Source organism: Lysinibacillus sp. FSL K6-0232 (assembly GCF_038008325.1).
Taxonomy (GTDB): domain Bacteria; phylum Bacillota; class Bacilli; order Bacillales_A; family Planococcaceae; genus Lysinibacillus.
This window is the reverse complement of sequence record NZ_JBBOYW010000001.1, coordinates 676,311-701,850: the sequence shown is the minus strand read 5'-3', so window position 1 is coordinate 701,850 and position 25,540 is coordinate 676,311. Positions and strand designations below refer to the sequence as shown.

Sequence of the window (25,540 nt, the reverse complement as noted above, 5' to 3'; positions counted from 1 at the left end):
CATCGAAATTAATTTTTGACAACGAACACATTCAAAATAACATGAAGGCATTGTTATACATCCTATAGCTTCGAAAGCTATAAAAATGAAAAAGCTCGCCAATCAAAAAGGTAACTGGACAATATGGCACAGTTATTTTTTGCATACTTATGCCAGTTAGATGGTAAGAATCGAAATAAGCTATTTTATAAAACATATGACCAAATCTTTTCCTAATTTACTAAAGAAGAGCTAATAAAAAGCTTAAAGTTCTACTTGTCCCGAAAACTAGCTGGTTTTCAGGACAAATTACTTTGGTACAAATATCAATATCCTAGTGTACATTTTTGCTTATTTAACCATGCTCACTGTCGTTCATAGACATTTTCTTTATACAAGTAAACGTATAATTACAACTTGATATAGAGCCTCCACTACAAGTTTGCTTGAATTCATAAAAAGACACATCCTCTATTGATTATAATAATACTTACTTAACTGGGATGTATCCATGGCTCCATTCTACATTCAATGCTTTCCATAGGCTTTACATCATCAATATGCTTGATAATTTTATTTTCTACACATTAAGTAGCTGTATAGATAATTTTGATACCAACAGCAGATGTATATGGAGCTTTTTCTTTGTCTTTCAGCGATGGCTGCATATATAGATTGTTTATGTCTGTGTAGTGTGGGTATATAACATAGAAAGGTTAATGGCTTATTAAACTATTAGCCTTGCACTTTGCCAATAGATAAAGAAACGATTCCAAAAATTATTGGAACCGTTTCTTGTAAAAGCTTTATTGTTTTTTATAGTATTGTAAAATCCCATTATAGATCGATTCGGCAAATACTTTAACGTATTGATCATCTGTCATTTTATTGCGATCTTGGCTATTCGTTAAGAAACCAAGCTCCACTAAAATAGATGGGATAGCCATATTACGGATAACGTAGTATTGTTGCTGCTTCACACCACGATTTTTCATATTTAAGTTATTGACGATTTGATTATTAACGAAAGTTGCTAAATCAATGTCCTCCTGATACATATCTCCTGTCGAGATTGCATAGTATGTTTCAGTACCAGATGCAGATGTACTAGAAGCGGCATTGACATGGATACTCACAAAAATTTCACCATAGTTTGCTTGTGTAAAATCTACACGATCCTGTAATGATGGGTATGTGTCGCCAGTACGTGTCATATAAACCTTTGCACCAGCATTTTCTAGCATTTGCTTTACTTGTGTACCCACTTTTAATGTAATACTTTTCTCAGAAACAGAGCCTACTACTGCGCCTGGGTCCTTACCACCATGACCTGGGTCCAAGATGATTACACGATCTTTTAAAGGATTTCCTGATTGATTTAATAGTTTTAGATAAGACTTATGCACGTAGCCTGTTTGACCATTATAAGAGATTTGTGCCCAATATCCGTTAACGTTATGGACTTGAACATATGCTCCTTTATTCAACTTGAATAATACGGCAGATGTTGCATTGCTTTGACTACGAACATTTAGATTCGCAACTGTTACTCTTCCAAGTGTATCACCAGAAGTTGCTGGTGGTGGTGTTGGATTTGGGTTAGGATTTGGCTTTTCTTCTGCAGCTGCATCTGTTGTACTGTTCGCTACAATATAGCCCGGCATACCATTTACTTTTGTTAAATAGTAGCCACCAACTGTTTTATAAACGGGTAATTTTTCGTTTGCTTTAAGTGTTGTAATGATTTTTGCTGATGAAGTTGGTTTGACATACAAGTTCACAGCACCTTTTGTTACAACCTCTTTGGCAACAGCTCCTAACTCATTGCCATCTGCATCTAAAAACTCTGCATATTGCTTAAAGACATAAGCATATGCCCCTTTATAAGTTACTTTTAACCAATTGCCTTCAACGGCATAGACAGCTAGTTTACCGCCTTTATTTACTTGACCTACAATATTCGTGCTTGAGGAAGAATCCTTTGACTTACGAATATTTAAGCCATCTGTTGTGACTTTAATTAAACCAATTACCTGTGATGTATCAGGAACAGATGTCCCTTTTACAGGTAACTCTAAACGATATTTCTCACTTTTTGCACGAGCAACAAACAGTGAAAAGTGTGCACGTGTTACTGTACCATTTGGTAAATATTTATTGCCTGTACCATTTGTAATACCGTTATAATAGATAGTATTCACATATTTTACGTACTCATGTGTAATACCTACATCAATAAATGGTGAATCAACACCTTCATACTCGCTTGTATCTAAATTAAATGCTTTCGACAATACATAACTCATTTCACCACGAGTTAAAGCTTTATTTGGTAGGAATTGACCTTTTGTATTTTTGTCGAAAAACCCTAGTTGTACAGCTCGTTCTATGTAACCAGACATTTCAGTGCCTGCTGTTACATCTGAAAAGCTAGATTTACTAACAACTAATGGTTTGTTTCCAGAGGCAACAACAACCATTTTTGCTGCTTGTCCTCTTGTTACATTATTATTTGGGCCAAAAACTCTTTTACCATTGACAAAATAACCTTGAATCACACCTAAATTTACTAAATAATTGATTTCTTCATAGGCTTGATGATTAGTAGAAACATCTTCAAACTTGATATTTGTATTCGCGCTGACACTTGCACTATGTAATGTAAACATAGAAGCTGAAATGAATAAGACGCACAAGATAAGACTAATTTTTTTGATGTTCAATGTCTTATTTCCTCCCTTCTTGTTCTCTTAACGTGTCCATTTTAACAAAATTAACTAAATAAAACATCATACAATAGAACTGTTACAAATATTTTTTCCAAATCACATCCTTTTTTCAGTGCTATTATCATAAAAATAGAAGAGTCTGCGATGGCAAACCCTTCTTCCATTATACGTTATTTAAAGATCATTTCTTGCAATCTATTCCATCATGAAAATGTAAATTTTATGAACAACTTATGGCTGAATTCTATTAATAAATGTTTTTAATTGATCGATTTTAAGTAACTCATCCATACCAAATTGACCATCACCATCACCAGTTGTTACACCATTTGCTGCAAGAGTTGAAACATATTCATATGCCCAGCTATTTTGAGGAACATCGCTAAATGTTCTTGCTTCACCACGGTTTTCAAGACCAAATGCTAGTACCAATACTTTAGCAATTTGTGCACGCGTAATTGGTGAAGACGGATTAAATTTACCATTTGCATCGCCTTCAAAGATACCTAATTTTGCTACAGCTGCAATAGCACCTGCATTTGCATTTGTTGGTTTTACATCTACAAAGCCAGTATTTGTATCAGATGTATCTAAGTTTAAAGCTTTGGCAATTTGTACTGCTACTTCTGCACGAGAAGCATATACAGAAAAGTCAATTGCTGCTTGTTTTACCTCAGCTTGTTGCTTCTCATCAAATGTTGCAACACGTTTAGCACCTACATAACGAGAACCCCAATAATATGGATCATTAACGTTTGAGTAACTTACACCTTGATTCGTTTGAGAGTGGATCATTTTTCCGTCACCTATGTATATTGCTACATGTGAAATGCCACGACCACTTGTGTTGAAAAATAGTAAATCCCCAACTTGAAGATCACTTTTTGCTACTGCAGTACCTTGTTGATATTGTGAGCCTGATGTGCGGTTTAATTTAATGCCTAGATCTGCAAATACTTTAGAAGTAAAGCCAGAGCAATCAAAACCGCTTGTTGTTGTACCGCCGTATTTATAAGGAATACCTAAATATTTAGAAGCTGTGCTAGTGACATCTGATTTTGTCGCTGCTTCAGCATTATCGATATGAGTTGTTGAAAATAACATAAATGATGCAAAAATCGGTAGTAACCATTTCTTTTTCATACTTTTGTTATACCCCTCTCAGAACTTTTTTGCCTATACATAGACTATCACAAAAGAGGAGATTATTATTTTTCAATTGTGTAACGGTTTTAGAAAGTAAAAAAACGCTGATATACCAACGTTTGGTGGTATTTCCAGCGTTCAAAAAAGACTATTTTTATTGTAATCTTGAGCTTTCGTAACATTTCTGTAATATTAGAGATACTTTGTTACACTACTACTTATTGACTAGCAAACATTTGAACCCAATAGTAATTTCCTTTGTTATCCTGTGCAATAGCAACACCTGTATTTGTATAGTGCTCTTTTAAAATATTATCTCGATGTGAAGGAGAAGCCATCCATGCTTTAACAGTAAGCTCTGGTGATTTGAAATTGCGTGCAATATTTTCTCCAAAGCTTGTATACGTATAATCAAATAATGTCGCTAAATCCCATGGTGCTCCATAATAAGGAGAAGTATGCTCAAAATAATGGCGCTTCACCATATCCTGTGCTTTAATAACAGCAATTTGTGTGAGCTCTGGATCAAAGACAACGGGTGCTAAATTATGCTCCTGTCTTTCCATATTAATTAATTCTACAACCTCTTTCGACCATGCTGTAGAAAGGTTAATCGTTGGAATATAATCTTTTGCTAAATAATCATAAGCTACTTCCAGCCGTGTAACTTTTTGCTGAAAGTTAATGCTACGCTCCACAAATACAGCAAACTGTGCACGTGTCACGAATTGGTTAGGGGCAAATTGTTTAGCGTTAACACCACCAATAATACCTATATCTGCTAGAGATTCAATATAATCCTTTGCCCAATGTGTACGAGGAACATCTGTAAACTGGCTATGATTTTGACTATCTACTTTTAGCTTATAGGCTAATGCGAGCATCTTCACTACTTGCATGCGCTTTAAAGGCTCTTCTGGATGAAAGGCATCACTTTTTTGAATAATACCTAGCTTCTCAAGCTGGCAAATTTCTTTATAATACGGATGTGTTGCAGGAACATCCTTAAAGCTTGTGGATTTCACTGTATCCATATTTGGCTGAATGGAGCGTGCAATAGCTGCGGCAGCTTCTGCTCTTGTAATCGCTTGTTCAGGCTTAAATGTTTGATCACTATATGTAGCCATATATTCCTTTGATAGCATATGCTGAATCGACGTATTTGCCCAATACGAATTGGGAATATCTATCACCTTGAATGATGCCGCTTCCACTTGCCCAACACCTGTAAGGCTCCCCAGCACTGTTACAATTGCAAGCAGCACTATACACATCAATCTTTTCAATACAGCCACCTCCCTTGTCTTCAATTTAAACTATGTATAAAATGTAGTGGTTATATTACCATTTACACTATAAGATACGAATTTCCAGCAGATAAAGTTTCATTATTTCTTATTATAGAAGGAGTTTTCCCGTAAATCATGTCGGGAAAACTCCTTTTCTGTCGTACTATTGTATCATTTTTAAATATTCATCTAGAATGCGGTAATTATAGACTAAATCCTGCTGTTCCAATGATAGGGCACTATATTTCTTTTGAGCATCTAGCACCTTTTTCTCAAAGGATGAACTATCTGGATCAATATTGCCGATTGCTTGCACAACTTTTAGTACAGCCGCTACATCTTTTTCAGCTTGCTTCAGCGCATCCTCATTAATAACCTGCCCACGTACTTTAGAGTCCAATGCTTTATAGGCAGCAACAGCATTTGCCACATCCTCTATATATGTGACAGAGGTTGGCGAAAGTGCTGAAATCATCTCTACAACCTTCTTCACATCAGCCATGCTTTTCTCTGCATCTAGTAATATCGAGTAATTAGAAATGCGCTGTTTATCTACTGAATTTAGGCTATCGTATTCTTTACGTACCGCTTCCACCATACCAAAGTAAAACTTATCCTTTGGATTTAGCTTGGCAATATTGTTATAAACTTTAATAACATTGTCTAATGATAGCAATAGCTGATCGTTATAGACATAACGACGTTGATCGGCATTTAACTTATCATAGGCTTTTAAAATCTTTTGATATTGGCTATTCATATCCTTCGCTGTGAATAGTCGATCAATCTCCTCAACAACTTTTATCACAGGCTTTACAAGCTTCTCCTGCTCCTGTAAAACTTTATAATTTTGGACAGCTCGCTGCTGATCCTTTGGTAAAGCATTATAGGCTGCACGAATTTCTTGTACACGTTTTACATATTGCTTTGGATCAACAGACGGTAAATCTGTAATCATTTGCATCACATTACCCGCACCTAAAATGCTAGCCTCCGCTGCCTCTAATAAGTAATAATTTGTCACATACTGCTGCATATCCACAGGAAGTGCATCATAAAGGGAGCGTGCACGTGATGTATCTTGCAGGAATGTGCTGCTTGATGATTTTAGCTTGCTAATCAATTCCACCACATTTGATACAGGCTCATATTTTAGCAGCGCATCAATATTATCAATATATTTTTTCTGATCCTTTGTTAGCTTATCGTAAGCCTTACGTGCTGCATTTACTTTACTTACAAAGTTTTTCGCTTCAGGGTCTAATTCATTAATTTGTACCATGACCTTTAAAATGGGCTTCACAGCTTTTTCGCGTGTTGTTAAATCTTTAATATTTGTCACTAATTTCTTTTGATTTGATGATAGTTGATCATAGGCTACTCGCGCATTCATCAGCTTTGTTAAATAATCCGCATCCTGCTCCTCAGTCAGCTCAATTAACGCAATAACACCCGCTGCCGTTGTTTGCTCATTTTCTGCCGCTACAAGTGCATCATAATTAATAATTGCCTGCTGCTTTGCTTCTGGCAATGCATCATATAGCTCACGCGCTGTTTTTAAATCCTCTAAAAATGTTTTACTTGTTGGCTTTAAGGAAGAAATAAGACCAATTAATGAAGCAACATCTTCAACAGCAGTAAGGTTTGCATAATTGGTTACACGCTTTTGAGCTACTTCATCAAGCCCATTATAAGCCTTGCGTGCAGCAAGCACCTTCTTTGTATAATCCTTACTTGTCGGGTCTAAGGCATCAATCATTTGAATCACCTTTATAATCGTCTTATTATCTTTTTCATAAGCCGCTAATGTTTTTGCCTGCTCCACTAACTTTTTCGCATTTTTATCCATTGCCTTATAGTCCGCAGATAAGGTAGCCACTGTTGTCACAAATGTATCAGGATTTTCATTGGCTAACGCTAGAATACGTTCATCAAAAGCCTTCGCTGTATCAATATAGCCTTGTGCCTTTGTTAAATCTGTATAATTAACAACCTGCTCCTGAAGTGCTACATCTAAAATTGTATACGCATCTGTTGCTGCCTTTACATCATCTTTATATGTTTTTTTCGATGGATTTAAGGCATTAATTTGTACTACAACAGCTGTTACTCTTACAACGTCATTCAAGCCATTATAATTTTTGACGTACGCTTGATCTGCTGCAGCAAGCTTATCGTAGGCTGTATAGGCTGATTTTGCTTTGGATAAATAGTTTTTAGCACTTGTATCCAACTTTTCAAATAGTGACACAACATTGACAACCGCTTTATGCGATTTCTCTAAGTCTGTTAAAATTTTTATATTTGTTACACGTTTTTTAGCAGTTGACGATGGTAATGCGTCATATGCTGTACGTGCCGCTAGCATATCTTCCACTAACTTTGATGAGCCACTTAATGCGTCAATTTGAGCGATCACTGCCGCAACAGCCACATCTTCATTTTCAAAAGCTGCTATCTCTGCCTCAAGCTGTGCTTTGATTGCATCCAGTGCTTCTTTATGCTCGCTACCTGTAGCATCTAAGCTAGCAACACTTGTTTTCACCTCTGCCAGCTTTGTAGTATAGTTTGCTGCCGTTGGATTTAAGTCACCTAACTGCTTCAAGGCATTCGCATAGCTGAAAAATAACGTAAGCTTTGCTGCTTCCTGAACGAATAGCTGCTCTTCCGCTGCTAGCTTATCATAGGCAGCCTTTGCAGCAATCGTTTTCTTTTCGAAGGTTTTGGATGCTGGGTCTAAATTAGCAATTAGCTTATTGACATTTAAGGAAGCTTTGTAATCCTTTTCCCATTTTGTAAGCTCTGCTGCATTATTAACGATTTTTTTAACATCTTTGGCAGTGCCAGAGGGTGGCGCATTATAGGCTGCACGTGCTTGTTGAATAGCATCAACTTTATTTGGAGCTGTTGAAATATTTGTAATAAGCGTTTCAATCGATACAGCAGCAGCTATATTGACCACAGCCTGATTTAAATCAGCTGCATTTTTGACAAAGCTTTTTTTATCGGATAATTGCTCATATTGTGTTGCAAGCTCATTCACTTCTGTACGATATGTAGCATCACTTGATACACGCAATGCTGAAATTCGCTTAGCAATATCCGCTGCTTGCTTATATGGCTCAAGCTCCGCATAATTGGTCACCCAATTTTTTAAATTTGCATCAAGCGCATTATAGGCTTTTTCAATCGCAGCTACAGCACTAATAAAGTTTGAAGCTGTTTTAAAATCCTCAGGCTTTTTATTGCTCAATTCCGTAATGCTTGTCACAACTTTATTGGCAGAAGCTATATTGGCTTGCGTTTCTGTATATTGCTTATAAGGTGTTACCGCAGCATTGCTTGGATTATATGCTGCAATCACTTTCTTTTGATCTGCTGTTAATGCATTATAAGTAGTTGCCACCTTGTTTACTGCCGTAGAAATATCTGCAATAGGAGCTCCGTTTTCTAACAGCGTTACAAATGCAGTTAATTCATCTGCAGCCTGTTGTGTTTTCTCTGCATCTGCTTGTAATTTTTTTAGCTTGTCAATATCTGCTCCTTTACCTTTAAAATAGGCATTACGTGCAGTTTCGTCATAGCCATACTGTAGAGATGTACCTCGAATTGTTGCAACAAGGTTCGCTTTGCCATCTGCCAATGCAGCAGCAAGAACTTGTTGGAATTGGTTTTGTACATATAAATATGAATCTTCTGTTGCTGTATCCCCTAAAAATTCACTATATTTTATTGCAGCACTTTCGACATCCGTGAAAAAGCTTTTACTAGAATGCGAGATAGCATTAATACTGTTTCCAATCGTTTTTAGCTCACCTAGTAATCGGCGTTGCTCCATTATATAGTTATATTTCGCTTCAATTAATTCTTGTTCCTCAGCAAAATCACCTGAATTTTGTACAATAATTAAGTCCTCTTTTGCCAGTACCATTTCATCATTTGTTGAGCTTTCGGATAGCTTGCCAAAGCGAGCAAGAATTTGCTCTTTTGCTGTTTCTGCTGCTACTGTAACAATAGGAGCAACCTGTTCTGTGCGAGGCTGTATATCATTTTCCTGGGCATTTGTTATAGCTGTAGGTGCTGTTAGTAAAAGACTCGTTATAACGCCTGCCGTTAGTTTTCGATTCAATCGAACCACCCTTTCATCTTTCTATATATAGGAAAATGATTATGTTCATTTTCATTTCGAATCATTACTTTTGTATCGGAATAAATAATAAATTTTCAAGCCATTCTATTACTTTTACAAAATTATGAGCATCAAAAGTAATTTTTCAAAATTAGTAGCAAGAAAAACAGGAAGTTATTTCAATTATACTATACAATAGTATTATCTAAATTCGACATATATTGACGGATTCTAGTAATCTTTATATGTCATAATCTCTTTATAGAGTGTATACTACAATTTTGATATTGATTATTTTGGAGGAAAGGACGCTTGTTTATGTTTTATCATTATAAGTTTTGGCATAGCTTAAAAAATCCAACTTACTTTACAAACATCGTCGAAGAAGGCGAGATTACTGGATATAAAAAACGTGTATTTACAGTTTTCATCTTTTTTGTCCTATTATTCGCGGCTCGTGAGTTTTGGGGGATGGGCACAGAAAATTTAACGACCTTATTCGCAACAGATTTACAAAATGAATACTATGTAGCACGATTACTGTCAATGCTTGGTGCTGTTTTATGGGCGATTGTCTATTTTTGCTTCCATTATTACGGTGTTACATATATTTTGCATCTATTAACCGATATTCCTTATACATGGGTTAAAAAAGTTCAGCTTTATGTTGTTGCCTTTTTATTGATTGAAAAAGCGATTTTATTTGCTGTTTTCTATGCAGTCGGTTATACAACAATGTTTTCTTTCTTTTCATTGACGCCTCTTGCCTTGCAAGTGATGGAAACAGATTTTGTGTTATTTACAATTAATCAAATCACTGTCACAACGATTATTATTATTGTTGTACAATATTTATTCCTATCAAAATGGGAGGAAGAGGCAAGTAGAAAGTTTTTAATCATTAAACTTATTGGTGTGCAACTATTTATGGCGTTATTTGTTGGCATGATTAGTGTGCTACCAATTAAAGAATGGATTGCTAGGGGGTTAGGATGATGGCATTTATCAAAGCAAGACCATGGACAAGCATCACCATTTTGTTGGGAATGCTCATCATCGGTATAAATGCTTATTTTGTCTTTAAGGATGATAGCGTTGTAGCACGCTCTTATTTTATTGATGAATTTCAAAAGGCTCATATTGGCACACATACAGAGCGTGTCAATAAGGACGCCATTGTTGCACCAGCTGAAATGTACACTGTTTCTGCCGATGCAACAAGCCTCTCAGCTGTCAATGTAAAGCGTGGCCAAGAGGTGATGATGAACGATTTACTTGCTACCTATAAAGAGGATGAGATAAATGATGAGCTAACAAAGCTTGAATCAGAGCTTGCTGCCTATGAAACTGAATTACGTGATTTAGAGGATGCGCTTGATTTAATTGAGGATGATTACAATGATGCTGATCCAAAAAGCTCTATTGATACAGACCAAATTGATGATAATTTGTCTGTTACGCTAAAATTTGAGCTGGCTCAGCAAAATTCACCATCGACAGCAATTGCCTTGTTAAATCGACATATTGCGGAAACAAATCGTCAAATTACGGTTATCGAGGCACAAATTGTAGAAATCCAAGCGCGTCAAGGACTTATTAGCCCGATAGATGGTGTCGTATCTGCCATTAAAGAAGAAGCAGGAACACTGACAATTGAAATTTATTCTTCTGAAAAAGCGATGTATGCCTATTTATCTGAAAAAGAATGGCAGAAGGTACAAGAGGGTCAAACGGTTGATTTAAAGGTGAAGCATGTCAAGGATTCATTATCAGGCATTGTTATCGAGAAACAAGCGATTCCTACAAATGCTGACACAGCATGGGCACAAGAGCTTGCAAAAACAGCCACTTTGCCGCAGCCAACTAATTATGAAGTGCTATTACAGCAGGATGACTTATTAGAGGATATTCCATTTTCAACAACTGGGAAAGCTTCGATTATTGTGAATGAAGCCTTTGATTCTTATCGAGTCGATAAATCATGGGTAACAACAACGAAAAATGGTAAGAAAAAGCTCTATACAATTGATTCAGATGGAAAAATCCATTTAATGACTATTAATGTGGAATTCAACACGGCAAACTCAGCAATTTTTACGGACTTTTTAGAGGAAGGAACACCAATGATTTCTAATGAGCCGCGTAATATTGCTGCCTATACGTTCCGCACAATGCCTGTAGAGAAAATCCAATGGAGCCACTTTAAAGATTTAACATGGCAGCAGTATGTTAAATATATTGTTTTCTAAATACAAGAGGCTGGGACAAAAGAAAAAATGTTAGACCATTTACAAGTTTGGTCTAACATTTTTTTGCGTTATTAGAACACATATACTTTAATAAATCACAAAGATAACATTCATTTTTTGATTTTTCTCAATAAAATGAGTTATGTCCTAGCCTCTTCCTTTTTAGGTGCTACTTTTAATAGGGAGTGAACGCTTGGATTTTCGAGTGTTTGCTCCTTGCTTGGGGGGTATTTCTTTGCTCCGCGGGTATCGCTCTTCGATTCGCGGGTGTTTGCTTTGGCTCCGCTGGTATTCTCTCCTTGATCGCGGGTATTTCTTTGCTCCGCAGGTATTGATCTCTAATTCGCGGGTATTTGCTCTACTCGCGCGGGTATTCACCTTCCTTAATCACTCACCTAAAAACCCCTGTAGTTCGTCTACAGGGGGTTAGTGTTATTATAATGTTAGGCATCTATTTAAGAAGCTTGCGAATTGGGCGCGGGTAATTTGGGCGTCTGGTCTAAATGTATTGTCTGGGAAGCCGCTTGTTAAATCATTTGCAACAAGCGCTTGAATATTGCTGTATGCCCAGTGCGTTGACTTCACATCTTTGAAGCTTACTTGGCTTGTGCCTGTTAATTGGTAGGCCCTTGCTAAAATTGCAGACATTTCTGCACGTGATAGCTGTCCATTCGGGTTGAATTTCCCTGCTGCCTGCCCTTTAATAATGCCCGCCTGCTCAACTGCTGCGATGGCACTATATGCATAATGGCTCTTGCCTACATCTTTAAAGCTTGAATTCTTTGTTGTTGTCAAATTAAGCGCACGTGCAATAATCGTTGCTGCCTCTGCACGTGTAATAGATGCTTCTGGCTTAAATGTACCATTTGAATAACCTTTAATTAATGCCTCATCATATAAGCTTTGAACATCTGCAAATGCCCAATGTCCCTTAGCCACATCTGTGTACACTAATTCCTCGTGATTATCCTTATAAACAGCCTGTAATTGGTCAAAATAAAGCTGACCGTTCTTTTGTAAAGAAGCATCTGGCTGTGCTACATATAGGCGATCAAATTTCAATGGCAGTGGTAAATTACTTGGAATATCAGCCGTTACATATTTCCAGCCATGCCAGTCTAAGCCGCCCTGACTTGTGAAATCAATTGTTTGCTTTGTTCCTGTGCCATCGATGACAACACCTCGTAGCCAATGCTTGCCACCATCACCGAATACCCAAACACCGATATTTTTAGGCTGACCTGAAATGGCGATTGGCGATTTGGCAACCATATAGGCAGCTTTTGTGCCTGCCCCTGCTACGGTAAAGTCATAGTTTAATTGCATACTAGCAGTGCCTTGTCTAGCATATTCTTTGGAGCTGGCTAAAGATGCCTTTGCCTTTGCAATCTCTGCTGTCCAAGCTGAAGCATTATCAAAGCTATCTAGTAAAATAGGCTTTTCAGCTAAATCTACAACTTTCACAGGTACAGATGTGCGGATGCCTTGATATTCACCAATAATTTTTCCTTCACCTTTTTGTGTAGCTGTAAAGGTTGCACCGTTCATCTGTCCAATATTGCCCTCAACTGTCCATGTCATATTTGCTGGATTAATTGTCATTGGATTCAAGTATTGATCATAAGCACTTGCTACCTGCATATTTACAGATGAACCTTTCATCACCTGATTCACGCTGCTTAATGTAATCGATTTAGCTTGTCCTGGCGGTGCTGTATTCACAACCTGTAAAATAGCAGATACTCGGCGTTCACTGCCCTCTGATGGTTTATTAACAAGATTTGCAAAATAGCCGCCTGGATTACGTACAACCATTGCTGTTGAGCCACCACCATCTAAGTTCAATGCTGAGGATGCCCCCATTGAAATTAAATGAGATGCTAGATCAGATAAGTTTACACCATTACTATGACCACTTAATCGACCGTCCACTGTAACAAGGGATACCTTTGTACCTGTAGCATCAATCGCTACTGCTGTACGCGGACTGCGTGTTGAAGCAAAGCCTGAATTCGTTGGCATTGAAATATCCACCTTGCCATTTCGTACAAGCATTGGGCCTGCTGCTAATATAAATTGCGCATCCATCCATTTTTGATCAATCGTTAGGCTTACATCAATAGTTGTACCTGCTGATATACTGCTTATTAGCTCTGCTGCTAGCTCCTTATTTTGCACAGAAATAACAAAGCCATCTGCTGGTACAGTGGAATTTCCTTCAGCACCATAGGCTGTAATATGGGAAACCATACCTGAGAAACGGTCCCCGAAATGCAGCGAGCTTGTATCTTGACTTGCACCTGTTACAACAATTTCAATACCCCAATTATTTGTACCTGTTGCTCTTTTTTCAGGTGTATATAAAACTGTTTTATTTGTGCCTCTTTCACTATTAATTAAATCAATAGGATAGTTTTTACCGTTCACTTGGAAAGATAATTGTGTAGAATAATAGTCTGCTATTGCTTTTCCAGATTTAGATAGACCAAAAGCAACTGGCTTTTGTGTTGGGCTATCGTAGGAATCTCCTAAAATACCATAGTTAATAATTTCATTGTTTTCTGCTAATAGATTTGCAGGCATACCATTGCCTAAAAAATAAGAAGCATTCACAGCACCAACAACACGATGACCATCAGTTGTATTCTGCTTAGCCATTGCTGTTGTTGTTTTTAAGGAATTAATAGGATTCGGCATACCAATTTCTAGCTTTGTATATGTATTATTTAAGTTTACATCTAAAACATTTACAAACTGACGCGTAGAACCTGATTGATAGCTTTGCTGTATATGTGTGACCTGTGGCGATACTTCTTTTTTCACTTCGCTGACTTTATTACCTAAAGTGGCTGCCTGTCCATTCATAGGGCTAACTGCTAGCATCAAAACAAACATGACGACAACAATCATTACTAGTTTTCTTGCCAATTTTTTCACTCCATATTAATTCAAAGCTTGGCACGACATCATAGCTATGACGCGTGCCAAGTGCTTTATTATTTTGTTTCTACATAGATTGCTACTGGAAGATTAACGCCACCAGCATGCATGATTTCTAATTCAATCTTATCTTTTGTGCCATTCACCTTAATATCAGGTAGCTCTACATATTCAGCCCCTACTCGTAAAGAAGGCACTAAATATACTTCACCGTTTACCTTAATAGCACCACTATATAAGCCGCCTCGACCAGCTAGCTTTAATTTAATCGTTTTGTTAGTGCCTGTTGGATTGTCAATAGGAATATCAACCTTATAGTTCACACCAAAGTGGCCTGGATTCCCTACTGCTCCATTTACTGTTGACTTTGAGTTTTCGGCTGTTTGTAAATGGTCTGTACTACCATTTGAAATATTGTAGCCTACCTCTGGCGAATCCACTGTATAAGCTGGTAGCTCAGCCTTAATTGCAGCGCTTGGCCATACACCTCGTGGATGCTTCGCATATTCATCAATCGCAACCTGCTCTGTTTTAATGCTTGCTAGATCGCTATTATCCTTTGTTAGTACAGTACGAATTGTATATTCTGGCTTGCCACCGTTTACCGATTGAATATCTAAATCATGGATAAAGCCGATAATATAATCCAAATGTAAATCATATGTTTCAATAACCTTTGTTTCCCCTGGTGCAATAACGATACCGCTACTCTCTGACTTAGTTAATCTATCATTTAATACTACATCAGCAATTGTTAAGCCAATATCATGCCCTACCCAGCTATTGCCCGTTTTTTGACTAGTACCTCTTGAGTCCTCGATGCGAATACTATCTGCACTCGATGTATTTTGAACAGTGATGCCTAATTTTACATCTGTTCCAAGCTGATTATAATGCCAGCCAAAGATACGGTGCTTATTCGTTGTAGATGTCGATTTTACTTCATATTGTGCAAGCGTTGCATTGTTTAATGGTACAAACTTACGCTTTAATGTTTCAGGATTATCACTAATTAGTAAATCGCGATCCCCTTCTATTTGTGCTGATGGAACAGCTGTTGGGAATGATGTTGAGCCATATGATTTTTCAAGGAACGGACTTGTGTACATATAGCTATAAACATAAATATACATTTCTTTTTTTTCTGTGATATAGCGTAAATTTCCACCTAATGCATCCACAAGAAACTTAGCAGGCACATACATTTTTCCTTTTTGAATAAATGGCTTTTCTGCCATTGTGACAGCTTCATTGTTAATCAATGCCTGATTGCTATTATCTGTGAAAATAAAGCTCGTGCCGCCAATCTGTAATTCGTAGGAACCATCAGGCAGCCATGTACCAGTGGAGCCATCTAAATAATCATGGATATAGCTTGCAGGTAAGTAAGTTCTGCCTTCCTTTGTAACAATCGAATCTTTCATGACAATACGTTTATTATTGATATGTAAGATATACGGGTCTTCCTGTGGTCGTTGTGGCTGTTCTACTGGCTGATCATCTGATAATGTAATATCTACCGATTGAGTAGCCTCGTCCCAATTAACAATACCATCAAAGTTTTCACTCACAAAACGCAATGGCATATATGTACGGTCTTTATACATAAACGGTGCAACATCCATACCAATTTCTTGACCATCCACTAGAGCCTTCATTGAATCAATTGTTAAATCAACAGTTTTACCATTACGATAAGCTGATGCTGTCAACGTTTCCTTATCCCAAGATACACTCGCACCAACTGCTTCATATAATGCACGCATTGGTAATAGTAAAAAATCTGACTTGTTTAAGATAGGATCATAGACATTAAGCGTTTCTCCATTCACCGTAATTGATACATTATTTTTTATTTGAATCCCCTTGCTACCAGAAGCTGATGCAGACGCTTGTCCTGGCAAAATTGTAGCCAAAGCAACTGCTGTTACAATACATGTAGTCTTTAGTTTCTTAAACATTCTAATCTCCTTTTTTTCACATTCAAATAGTCTTTATCATCTTAACACGAAAAAAACCTAAAATGTGGGATTTTGCCGAAAAGAATAGAATTCGGTACTAGAGTGCTAACTTCTCTCCTTCAAAAGCTTTAGTTAGTACAAAAAGTTTTCTAGCATTGCATGAACATTTTCTACCAAACTTATTAAGCTCTATATATGAGTGAATGTTTTACTAGTATAGCCGACTATTCTCTTAAAAGTAGACTGATAATCAACCTAAAAAGTTACATGTTTTTAAATTCTTTAATGATTAATATTCCTTTGTAACCTTTATTTTTCATCCAACGAAAAAAGCTGATTTGTACTAAAAAAGTACAAATCAGCTTTTGTATAAATTATTATAAAGATTTAGTTATGACTATTTAACACATCACTACTCGTAATTCGTCCTTGTCATTCAATACTTTTTGAATATTAACGGATTGATTTACTTCACCTAAAATTGAAATATTCACTTTACGATGTGGGGCTGCCTGAGGATGAATAGCTTCAATTTTCGCTTGGTAGCTACAGTTCTTTCCAATCACTTCATGCATCCAGCCGCTATAAAAGGCAGGAATGAAACCTAGTTTATTTCCATTTATCGACATTACAATAACAGCTTTATGATCCTGCTTATTTTCAGGATCTACTACAAGTTCGACGATATCTCCCGCTCGTAGTTGATTCATTACCTGCTCGCCATCATAATAACGCCAGCCTGCAATAAAGAAATCAAAAGCAAAGACATTATTTTCGACAATGATTGGTGAAACAAATTCATAAGAGTCTGTTGCCAAAATACCGCCTGTAGCTCGCAAGACATCCATTTCACTGCATTCTGCTGAAAGCCCTAACTCCTGAAGTACTGAAGTATAATCAGGTCTCCGAAAATCTGGTAATCGGCGCGCAAACGGTCCAAATAATGTATGAGAGGTATAAACCTTATCCGTATTTGGGAATGCCAAATGAGGTCGATAGCCATTGTCCATAGCTTCGTCTAACTTTCTTCTATAGCCATGTTTTTCATAGGAAAAAATATACACACCATCTTCATGAAATAGCCTACCCACGTGATAGCGTTGACGAGTTTCATTATTTTGCCAAATTAACCATAGCTCAAACGGTCTCTTTCTCATACTTTTTCACTCCCTTCATACCAATTAATTATCCACTCTTTCCGATACATTAAAAGACGAATAACCCATTCTTTATCTAAATCACTCATTAAGTCAACAGGTATATTATGAACAATTGTAGCTATCATCTCTTCGTTCAATTTACGGATCTTTGCTATGGCCATTTCCAATTCTAAGGGTAAACATGTATGAAGAAACGATAGTAATTCAAAATGCTTAGGTCGTTTTCTATTAGGTAACCCGATACTTGGTCTACCCCTATTACAAAAACCAGCAAGCATATAAACATCTGTCAGCATCTTTTGTTTTTTTTCAGTAACTTCATTAAATCCTAGAGAGGAGCCATTATCATAAATAGGAGCTAAGCGATACCCTTTAGAACTGCTTAAAAGCCCCCAATTATCACAGTGCCGATCATTATTAGCAATCAACGCATCAAAAATTGGAATATCAACAAAACTTTTCTCTAAATCATATGCACCAAGAAGCTCTATAATATGGGGTAATTCATAGTCAATTAAAGAATGTCTTTGAAAATTCTCAAACTGTGCTAGGAATAAGTCACCACCTTCATATAATTCCTCTGTCCTCATTCGAAAATTTTTAGAAATTGTACCTATAACACCTTTATGCATTGCCAATTCTACCTCAGCAGTATTAAACCCCAACTGGGCACCAATTTTACTTGCAACAAATTCAGCCCAGTGACCGCCAGTTCCTTGGGTAGGCACTTTAAAAAGGTACTTTGTAATATTTTGTTGATCAGCTTCTGGTTCGAGTAGCCAAAACTTTGTTCGGGTTCCTGAAGCTTGGCTTTTTTCATCTCGTTTCCAGAGCGAAGTATCAATCATTTATTATCGCTCCTTCAACTAAAATTATTATTATCTATAAGTATATAGAATATGTACACATTTGTCATTTGGCACATATGAACCAACTTAATACAACATCTTACTGATTGTTTCCATGTAGAATAACAACAATAAAATCCTCGTTTCACTGCATAAACAATAAAAAATGTGTTACGCTAACGATAGCAATATAATTTTTTCTAGAAGGAGTGTTAAAGATGGTTGGCGTTGAAATTGATATGGTTGTCACAGATAGTTTAAAGGCATTAGCACTATATGAGAAAATTTTTGATATTGAACGTGTCGAGGTAACAGATTTTTCACCTGGAAAGAATGAAGTAATATTTAAGCTATACGACGTACGATTCCATATGTTAGATGAAAATCCTGAATACCAAATGATTGCTCCGAAGCCAGATGATCCAAAGCCAATTTGGTTTAATATTTTAGTACCAAATATCGCTGAAACATATGAAAAAGCAATAAATGCAGGCTGCAAAGAAGTTCAGCCTGTCACAAAAATGCCTGATTTCGGCATATCCAACGCTATGTTTAGCGATGAATTTGGCTACCTTTGGATGCTACACGAGCTACATAGAGTCGTGAGCTTTGAAGAGCGCGTACAAATTTTAGCAGACGAAGGAAATCAACATTAAAAATAGAAAGCGAAAACTCCTTTTTTGGGGTTTTCGCTTTTTTGTATGTATTTCCATTGAATACTTCACCTATTCAATACAATCATTTGAGAGTATCTAAAAATCAAGTAGATAAAAATTCATTTTATAATTTCACTTATTTTGGTAAATTATAGATAAGGAGGCACATATTCATATAAATTTTACATATCAAGATGCTTTATTCAGATGATCAGCAGAACAACGATAGATATTCCAATAAAAGTGAAATGCTTCTAAGACAAGTAAAACAATCGGAGGTGTTAGTATGCGCTTAGCAGTAAAGCCAGCGGATGTACCATCAAAAGAACCAAACGTATTTTTAAATAATGGCAAAGTAAAAGGATACTATGATAAAGATGCTACACGCTATCAAAGAATAACAATTTTACCTGACTCTATCCTATCAAAAAATCAAATGGAAGATTTATGGATGATAAAAAATCTTAAAGAGCTTGCAAGGCTAGGTTGCCTTGAAGAAATAGCTAACGGCTATATCGTAAAGCAGCCTCTTTTTGGAACGCCTAGTGGTACAGTTGCCTTTTCACTAGGTTTAGATGGTCCTCCTTATCCTAATGGCTATCTAGAGTGGAAATTTGCAGATGGGAAAAACCTAAAGGAAAAGGGCTAATCCATTCCGTCACAAAAACGCCTGATTTCGGCATAGCCAATGCTATATTTAGCGATGAATTCGGCTACCTTTAGATGCTACACGAGCTACATAGAGTCATGAGCTTTGAAGAACGTGTACAGATGTTAGCAAATGAAGGGTATCAACATTAGTAGTAAATAACCCAAAGCGAGCACGTTTATTATGGTAGAAATGTTTTCGCTTTTTTCATGAATAAATATGATCACTTTAAACGAATGGAGGAACACGTTATGGTCCAATCACTTAATGCAGAGTTTTTCGAAAGAGCATTAGATAAAGATAACCAAATATTTAAAATAACGCCGTATTCCTTAGATGGCATGCTGTATGCCCTTCCTACAGATAGTAGTGTAGACTTTCATATACATATGGCAGCAGCAATTCTTTCTTATACGCAAAAAATACCTTTTGAAGAAGCTCTGAATTCTCTCGATAAAGATGCTTATCAAAATATGGGTCGCATTCCTCACACGGATTTAAACAAGGATAAGTGTGTTGATATGGTTACGTTAACAATTAAAACCTTTGTGACATTAACCAAAAATGACAAACTACCATCATGGCATTATTTATTTTTAGGCTGTCTTTCACGGCTTATTGCATCGTTTGAAAGTGCCGTTATTATGTTGAAGTTTGGTTACTATATTGAGGTATCCTCAATTTATCGAGTTATATATGAGCAATTGTCTTGGGCTTGTTTTTTATTACAGGCGAAAGATGAAGAAGAAGTAAAACGTAAAAAGGTTACAGATTGTATAAAATATTTAAAAAAGCTAAATCCAAAATACGGAAAGCTATATGGATTATATTCTAATGAGGTTCATTTAAACCTGTCAGAAGTAGCTAGTTACTACCATGTGGATGGCTCTCAAAACATCTCTATACAAAGTCGTTCTGGAAAAAAATCTACTGAAAAAGAAATTGATTTATATGCTTTGAGTAGAATCGTATTAGAGGTTATACAGCATAGTCTAAAGTTTCTACCATGCAGTGACGACAATAAAGAACTAATTTTAATGCTATTAAACGCTAATGATAAAGCTATTCAAAAATTCAGTAGGGACCTTAAAAATTTGAAAAACACAACTACGTAAAATATGTAGTTGATTATAATAGATAAAAAAGTAGCGTAACTATGAACTGCCCTAGTGATTTGAGACAAACATAAAACACCTTTTTATTAAATAATGTTATTTATGCTCTAGTGGCTTGACATGGAGCCTCTGCGGGCATAATTCTTGAGCCATAGCGCCAGCTTGATAGAGCTGGCTTTGCCCAACTAGGCTATCATGCCCGCCACTCCATGTAAAGCCGTTCTTCGATGTATGTTTAAGATTCCTTTTAACCGAACATACTGTTGTTAACCGAATTATTTGTTTTAGGCTACTTGACGACTAAATTCAATAGGCGTTAAGTAGCCTAATTTTTCTTGAATTCGTTCCTCATTATAATATTTGATATATGCATCAATTCGTTCTCTTACCTCCTCGATATTTAGTGAATTAAATTTAGTATATTGGAATTCTTCTGTTTTTAAGTTTGAATGAAATGACTCAATAACCGCATTATCCCAACAGTTTCCTCGTCGAGACATACTTCCTACTAAATTTCTTTCTTTTATAAGGTTTTGATAAGCATAAGAAGTATAGACACTACCTTGATCTGAATGTACAATGACGCCTTTAGGATAATTTCGTACTTTTAAAGCCTCTTTCAACACGTCCATTACTAATGGTGTTTGTTGGTGGTCATATAACTTATAAGCTATAATTTCATTGTTATAAAGGTCTAATATAGTTGCTAAATAAAGAGTAGTACTACCATATTGAATATACGTAATATCCGTTACCCATTTCTCATTCGGACTTACTGCGATAAAATTACGAGCCAATATATTCGGTACAATTACTTCTTGTCCACTTTGCGATTTCCACCTCCGCTTGCGTTTAATACGACACTGTAGATTATGTTTTTGCATCAAGCTTTGTACCGTATTTCGATTTAATTCTATATGATATTCCTTCTTCAATAACGCCTTGATTTTCCTGTGCCCATTTCGATATTTTGTACGTCTACATAATTCTATCAGTATGATTTCAGTTTCACTTAATTTATCTTTAATTCCTTCTTTTAACCAGCGATAATACGTAGAACGTGGAATCTTTAACACTTTCAGAATCATCGTCACCGTATACTTTTCACTAAGCTTCTGTACAGTTGGCAATACTACTTTACGTTCAACTCCTTTGCGATTGCCATAAACTTTTTTAAGATTTCGTTCTCCATTTCTAAATGCATCATTTTACGGTTTATTTTATCTGTTTCCGATTGTCCTTCTGGTCCATGTCCGTAAGTATATTGTTTACCAATCGGTTGATCAAAACGATAAATCTCATTGTTCTTATACCAACGCATCCATGTCTCAACCTGTGATTTATTTTTAATATCATATTTCTCCATGATTTGTTTCGTTGTTAACTTACCACTTAATTTTTCTTTTACTACTGCCCACTTAACTTCCGATGAATATACATTTTTGCCCATGCAAAAACACCTCCGAATAATTTGTACATATTTTCCAATATGCCCCATTCGAAGGTGTTTTATGTTGTCTTATAAAATTAGGTTAGTCCACTATATCTACAGTTTACGCTACTTTTTTTACTGAAATTCGAGGATACCATCAGTTACGTTTCATGAGGTATCTTTATGGCAGTAGTAAATATTCTTTTAAATAAACCAATGGTCCATTAACATATTTAACAAGTAAGAAGCATTTTTTAGAATTGTACCATCGCCACTACAGCCTGCTTTAACTGCTCAAGCTTTTGCTCTGTTTGTTCAGCTGTTTCTCCAACAGCGCCAATATAAAACTTACATTTTGGCTCAGTGCCAGATGGACGAATGGCAATCCATGAATCATCTGCTAGTATAAATTTTAAGACATTTTCTTGCGGCAATGTAAGCTGCTCTACCGTGCCATCTACAAATGTAGCTGTTCTAGCTAAATAATCTTCTACACATGATACAGTTAGACCAGCTACCTCTCTCGGCATATTATCACGCAAACGCTGTAATATTGCCTGCATTTTTACTTGCCCATTTTTGCCCTCGAATTGCTGAGAAAGTAGTGCCTCTTTGTAGTAGCCAAATTCTTTATACAAATTCTCTAGTTGCTCTAGCAATGTATAGCCCTTTGTCTTATAGAAAGCAGCCATTTCAGCAACCTTTAATGCCACTTGAACAGCATCCTTATCGCGTACAAATATTTCAATTAAATAGCCATAACTCTCCTCATAGCCAAATAAATATGTGAAATCTCCTGTTTTCTCATATTCCGCAACCTTTTCAGCAATATATTTAAAGCCCGTTAATGTATTGACTGTTGCAACACCAAATGCTTCGGCAATATGTGTACCTAGCTCAGAGGTCACAATCGTTTTCAGCATTACGCCATTGTGAGGTAATGCTCCTTGCTGCTGTTTTGTAGCTAATAAATAGTGTAACAGTAATGCACCCAGCTGATTCCCTGTTAAAAGCTCATAATACTCGCCATTTTTCACAGCTACACCTAACCGATCTGCATCAGGGTCCGTTGCTAGCAGTAACTCTGCGCCTACCTGTTCACCAAGATTCATCGCTAGCTCAAATGCCTCTGACTCCTCTGGATTTGGATACGGTACAGTTGGAAAAGCACCATCCTGTACTGCCTGCTGTTCTACAAGATATACTTGTTGAAAGCCAAATGCTCGCAAGCCCTCAGAAACAGGTACTAATCCCGCACCATGCAACGGTGTATAAACAAGCTTTATATTACAATCAATCGCATCGTTACTCTTTAATGTTAAAAGCTCTGTTAAATAAGCCCGGTCTAAATCATTAGCAAGCCATGTAAAAGTTCCTTGTTGCTCCAACTTAGATAATGTCGCCGCTTCAATTGCAAAAATATCATCAATTTCTGCCATATGAGCTACAATTTCATTCGCAAATTGTGGTGTAAGCTGTGCACCATCCTCACCATATATCTTAAAGCCATTATATTGCTTTGGATTATGACTTGCTGTGATTACAACACCTGCATAGGCATTTAATTGTCGAACAGTAAATGATAATTGAGGCGTTGGTCTAGCTTCCGTATATACATACGAGCGAATGCCATGTGCGCCTAGTACACTTGCAGTTTCGCAGGCAAATTCATAGGAAAAATGGCGTGTATCATAAGCAATGACCACACCTCGCTGTTTAGCTTCTTCGCCATTAGACATAATATAACAAGCAAGCCCCTCTGCCACGCGACGGATCGTATAGATATTCATACGATTTATTCCAGCACCTAGCACACCTCGCATACCGCCTGTCCCAAATGATACATATTGATAGAATCGATCTTCAATAGCCTGTTCATCAGAAGCAATCTCTGCTAATTCCGTTGCTAAGTAATCAGGCAATGGTTGCTGTAGCCATTGTTTATATAATTGTTGCACGCTCACTCTTTTACCACCTTTTCTACCTTCAATAATTCCAGCATTTTTTGCTTATATGCCTCCACACCAGGCTGATCAAAAGGATTTACTTCTAATAAACAAGCACTCATAGCACAAGCCTTCATAAAGAAATAAATTAAATAGCCAAGATGATAGGCATCTAGCTTTGGCAATTCAATTTGAATAACAGGTACATCGCCCTCTGCATGGGCAAGTGCTGTACCTTGCTTTGATATAGCATTGATTTCATTAAATGTACGATTGGTTAAATAGTTAAGACCATCCTCATCACGCGCATCATAAGGAACGGCCATATCTCCCTCAATCTCATGGAAATGTAATAATGTTTCAAACATAATACGACGGCCATCTTGAATATACTGTCCAATAGCATGTAAATCTGTTGAAAAGCTGACCGTTGAAGGATACAACCCTTTGCGGTCTTTCCCTTCACTTTCGCCAAAAAGCTGCTTCCACCATTCATGAAATTTACTTAAGCCTGGTTCAAATGAAGCCAAAAGCTCCACTGAATAGCCTTGCTCATGTAAAATATGGCGCATCACTGCATACTGATAAGCATCATTAAACGCTAAATCAGATTGCGCCAGCTCTGTTGCCGCATGTCGAGCACCATCCATTAATTCAATAATATCTACTCCAGCAACAGCAACAGGTAATAATCCAACAGCCGTTAATACAGAATAACGTCCACCAATATCATCAGGAATCACGAACTGACGATAACCAGCCTTATCAGCAATTCCTTTCAAAATACCTTTTTCTGCATCCGTTGTCACGATAATACGCTCTTTCGCCTTGTCACCATAACGCTCTTCCATATATAAACGCATAACACGAAAAGCAAGCGCTGGCTCCATCGTGCCACCTGACTTTGAAATCACATTCACATACACCTGCTTGCTGTCTAAATAAGCAAGTACCTCTTTTATATAAGCACCACTCATATTCAGCCCTACATAGACAACCTCAATGCCGCCCTTAGCTAAACCAAAGTATGGTGTCAATGCCTCTTGAATTGCACGCGCCCCTAAAAAAGAACCACCAACCCCGATCACAACCAGCACATCCGCACAAGCTTTAATTTCGCTTGCGATATAGTTGATGGAATCTAACAAACTCTCATTGTTTTGTATAGGAAAGTCAATCCATCCTGTTGAATTTTGTTGTAGTATATGAGAATGAATTTCCCTTACACGACCTTTATAAGTTAGTATAGTTTGCTCGTCTAACGAACAATTGGGTAATGTTATTTTAACAATCTCCTTACTACACAAATAAA

16 protein-coding genes are annotated in these 25,540 nt (G+C 36.8%); 5 read left to right on the top strand and 11 right to left on the bottom strand.

Annotated elements, in window-relative coordinates; genetic code table 11:
• Nucleotides 1-785: 785 nt before the first annotated feature.
• The 4 genes from MHB42_RS03240 to MHB42_RS03225 all read right to left on the bottom strand — a co-directional run bounded on the left by MHB42_RS03240 (nt 786) and on the right by MHB42_RS03225 (nt 9,281).
• Nucleotides 786-2,648 (bottom strand): N-acetylmuramoyl-L-alanine amidase, encoded by a 1,863-nt coding sequence (locus MHB42_RS03240; RefSeq protein ID WP_340804350.1) that lies wholly within the window; start codon nt 2,646-2,648, stop codon nt 786-788.
• Between the two features lie 291 nt (nt 2,649-2,939).
• Nucleotides 2,940-3,851 (bottom strand): C40 family peptidase, encoded by a 912-nt coding sequence (locus MHB42_RS03235; RefSeq protein ID WP_340804349.1) that lies wholly within the window; start codon nt 3,849-3,851, stop codon nt 2,940-2,942.
• A gap of 221 nt (nt 3,852-4,072) precedes the next feature.
• Complete coding sequence (locus tag MHB42_RS03230) at nt 4,073-5,149, bottom strand: CAP and S-layer homology domain-containing protein (RefSeq protein WP_340808519.1); 1,077 nt, start codon at nt 5,147-5,149, stop codon at nt 4,073-4,075.
• 157 nt (nt 5,150-5,306) lie between these two features.
• Entirely contained in the window at nt 5,307-9,281 is a 3,975-nt protein-coding gene (locus MHB42_RS03225) for a cell wall-binding protein (protein WP_340804348.1), read from the bottom strand.
• Nucleotides 9,282-9,590: 309 nt separating this feature from the next.
• Here MHB42_RS03225 and MHB42_RS03220 point away from each other — a divergent pair, with 309 nt between their 5' ends.
• A complete protein-coding gene (locus MHB42_RS03220) occupies nt 9,591-10,268 on the top strand; it encodes a hypothetical protein (RefSeq protein ID WP_340804347.1) in 678 nt (225 codons plus the stop codon).
• Entirely contained in the window at nt 10,265-11,521 is a 1,257-nt protein-coding gene (locus tag MHB42_RS03215; RefSeq protein WP_340804346.1) for an HlyD family secretion protein, read from the top strand. The genes MHB42_RS03220 and MHB42_RS03215 overlap by 4 nt, the downstream gene beginning before the upstream one ends.
• Nucleotides 11,522-11,956: 435 nt before the next feature.
• Here the strand turns inward: MHB42_RS03215 and MHB42_RS03210 are convergent, their stop codons facing one another.
• From MHB42_RS03210 to MHB42_RS03195, 4 genes are all read right to left on the bottom strand, one after another.
• Nucleotides 11,957-14,449 carry an S-layer homology domain-containing protein gene (locus MHB42_RS03210; protein WP_340804345.1) on the bottom strand — a complete coding sequence of 831 codons (2,493 nt, stop codon included), beginning with the start codon at nt 14,447-14,449 and terminating at the stop codon, nt 11,957-11,959.
• Nucleotides 14,450-14,517: 68 nt separating this feature from the next.
• Nucleotides 14,518-16,422 (bottom strand): copper amine oxidase N-terminal domain-containing protein, encoded by a 1,905-nt coding sequence (locus tag MHB42_RS03205; RefSeq protein ID WP_340804344.1) that lies wholly within the window; start codon nt 16,420-16,422, stop codon nt 14,518-14,520.
• Between the two features lie 401 nt (nt 16,423-16,823).
• Nucleotides 16,824-17,579: an HIRAN domain-containing protein gene (locus MHB42_RS03200; RefSeq protein ID WP_340804343.1), complete on the bottom strand. Its 756-nt coding sequence runs from the start codon at nt 17,577-17,579 to the stop codon at nt 16,824-16,826.
• Nucleotides 17,576-18,430, bottom strand: coding sequence for a HipA domain-containing protein (locus MHB42_RS03195; RefSeq protein WP_340804342.1), 855 nt, complete (start codon nt 18,428-18,430; stop codon nt 17,576-17,578). The genes MHB42_RS03200 and MHB42_RS03195 overlap by 4 nt, the downstream gene beginning before the upstream one ends.
• Before the next feature lie 218 nt (nt 18,431-18,648).
• Here MHB42_RS03195 and MHB42_RS03190 point away from each other — a divergent pair, with 218 nt between their 5' ends.
• The 3 genes from MHB42_RS03190 to MHB42_RS03180 all read left to right on the top strand — a co-directional run bounded on the left by MHB42_RS03190 (nt 18,649) and on the right by MHB42_RS03180 (nt 20,850).
• A complete protein-coding gene (locus tag MHB42_RS03190) occupies nt 18,649-19,086 on the top strand; it encodes a VOC family protein (protein ID WP_340804341.1) in 438 nt (145 codons plus the stop codon).
• A 286-nt stretch (nt 19,087-19,372) separates the two neighbouring features.
• Nucleotides 19,373-19,735, top strand: coding sequence for a hypothetical protein (locus MHB42_RS03185; protein WP_340804340.1), 363 nt, complete (start codon nt 19,373-19,375; stop codon nt 19,733-19,735).
• Nucleotides 19,736-19,986: 251 nt separating this feature from the next.
• Complete coding sequence (locus tag MHB42_RS03180) at nt 19,987-20,850, top strand: DUF5677 domain-containing protein (RefSeq protein ID WP_340804339.1); 864 nt, start codon at nt 19,987-19,989, stop codon at nt 20,848-20,850.
• Between the two features lie 284 nt (nt 20,851-21,134).
• On the opposite strand, the gene MHB42_RS03175 is transcribed toward MHB42_RS03180, so the two are convergent.
• The 3 genes from MHB42_RS03175 to MHB42_RS03165 all read right to left on the bottom strand — a co-directional run bounded on the left by MHB42_RS03175 (nt 21,135) and on the right by MHB42_RS03165 (nt 25,535).
• Nucleotides 21,135-22,300, bottom strand: a protein-coding gene (locus MHB42_RS03175) for an IS3 family transposase (protein ID WP_340804338.1) whose coding sequence is annotated in 2 segments (ribosomal slippage) — nt 21,135-22,024 and nt 22,024-22,300 — 1,167 coding nt in all. Because the reading frame shifts where the segments join, the coding sequence is not laid out codon by codon here.
• 236 nt (nt 22,301-22,536) lie between these two features.
• The gene (locus MHB42_RS03170) at nt 22,537-24,246 is read right to left on the bottom strand and encodes a phospho-sugar mutase (RefSeq protein WP_340804337.1); all 1,710 of its coding nucleotides are present in this window, start codon (nt 24,244-24,246) and stop codon (nt 22,537-22,539) included.
• Entirely contained in the window at nt 24,243-25,535 is a 1,293-nt protein-coding gene (locus MHB42_RS03165) for a glucose-6-phosphate isomerase (RefSeq protein WP_340804336.1), read from the bottom strand. The genes MHB42_RS03170 and MHB42_RS03165 overlap by 4 nt, the downstream gene beginning before the upstream one ends.
• Nucleotides 25,536-25,540: the final 5 nt, after the last annotated feature.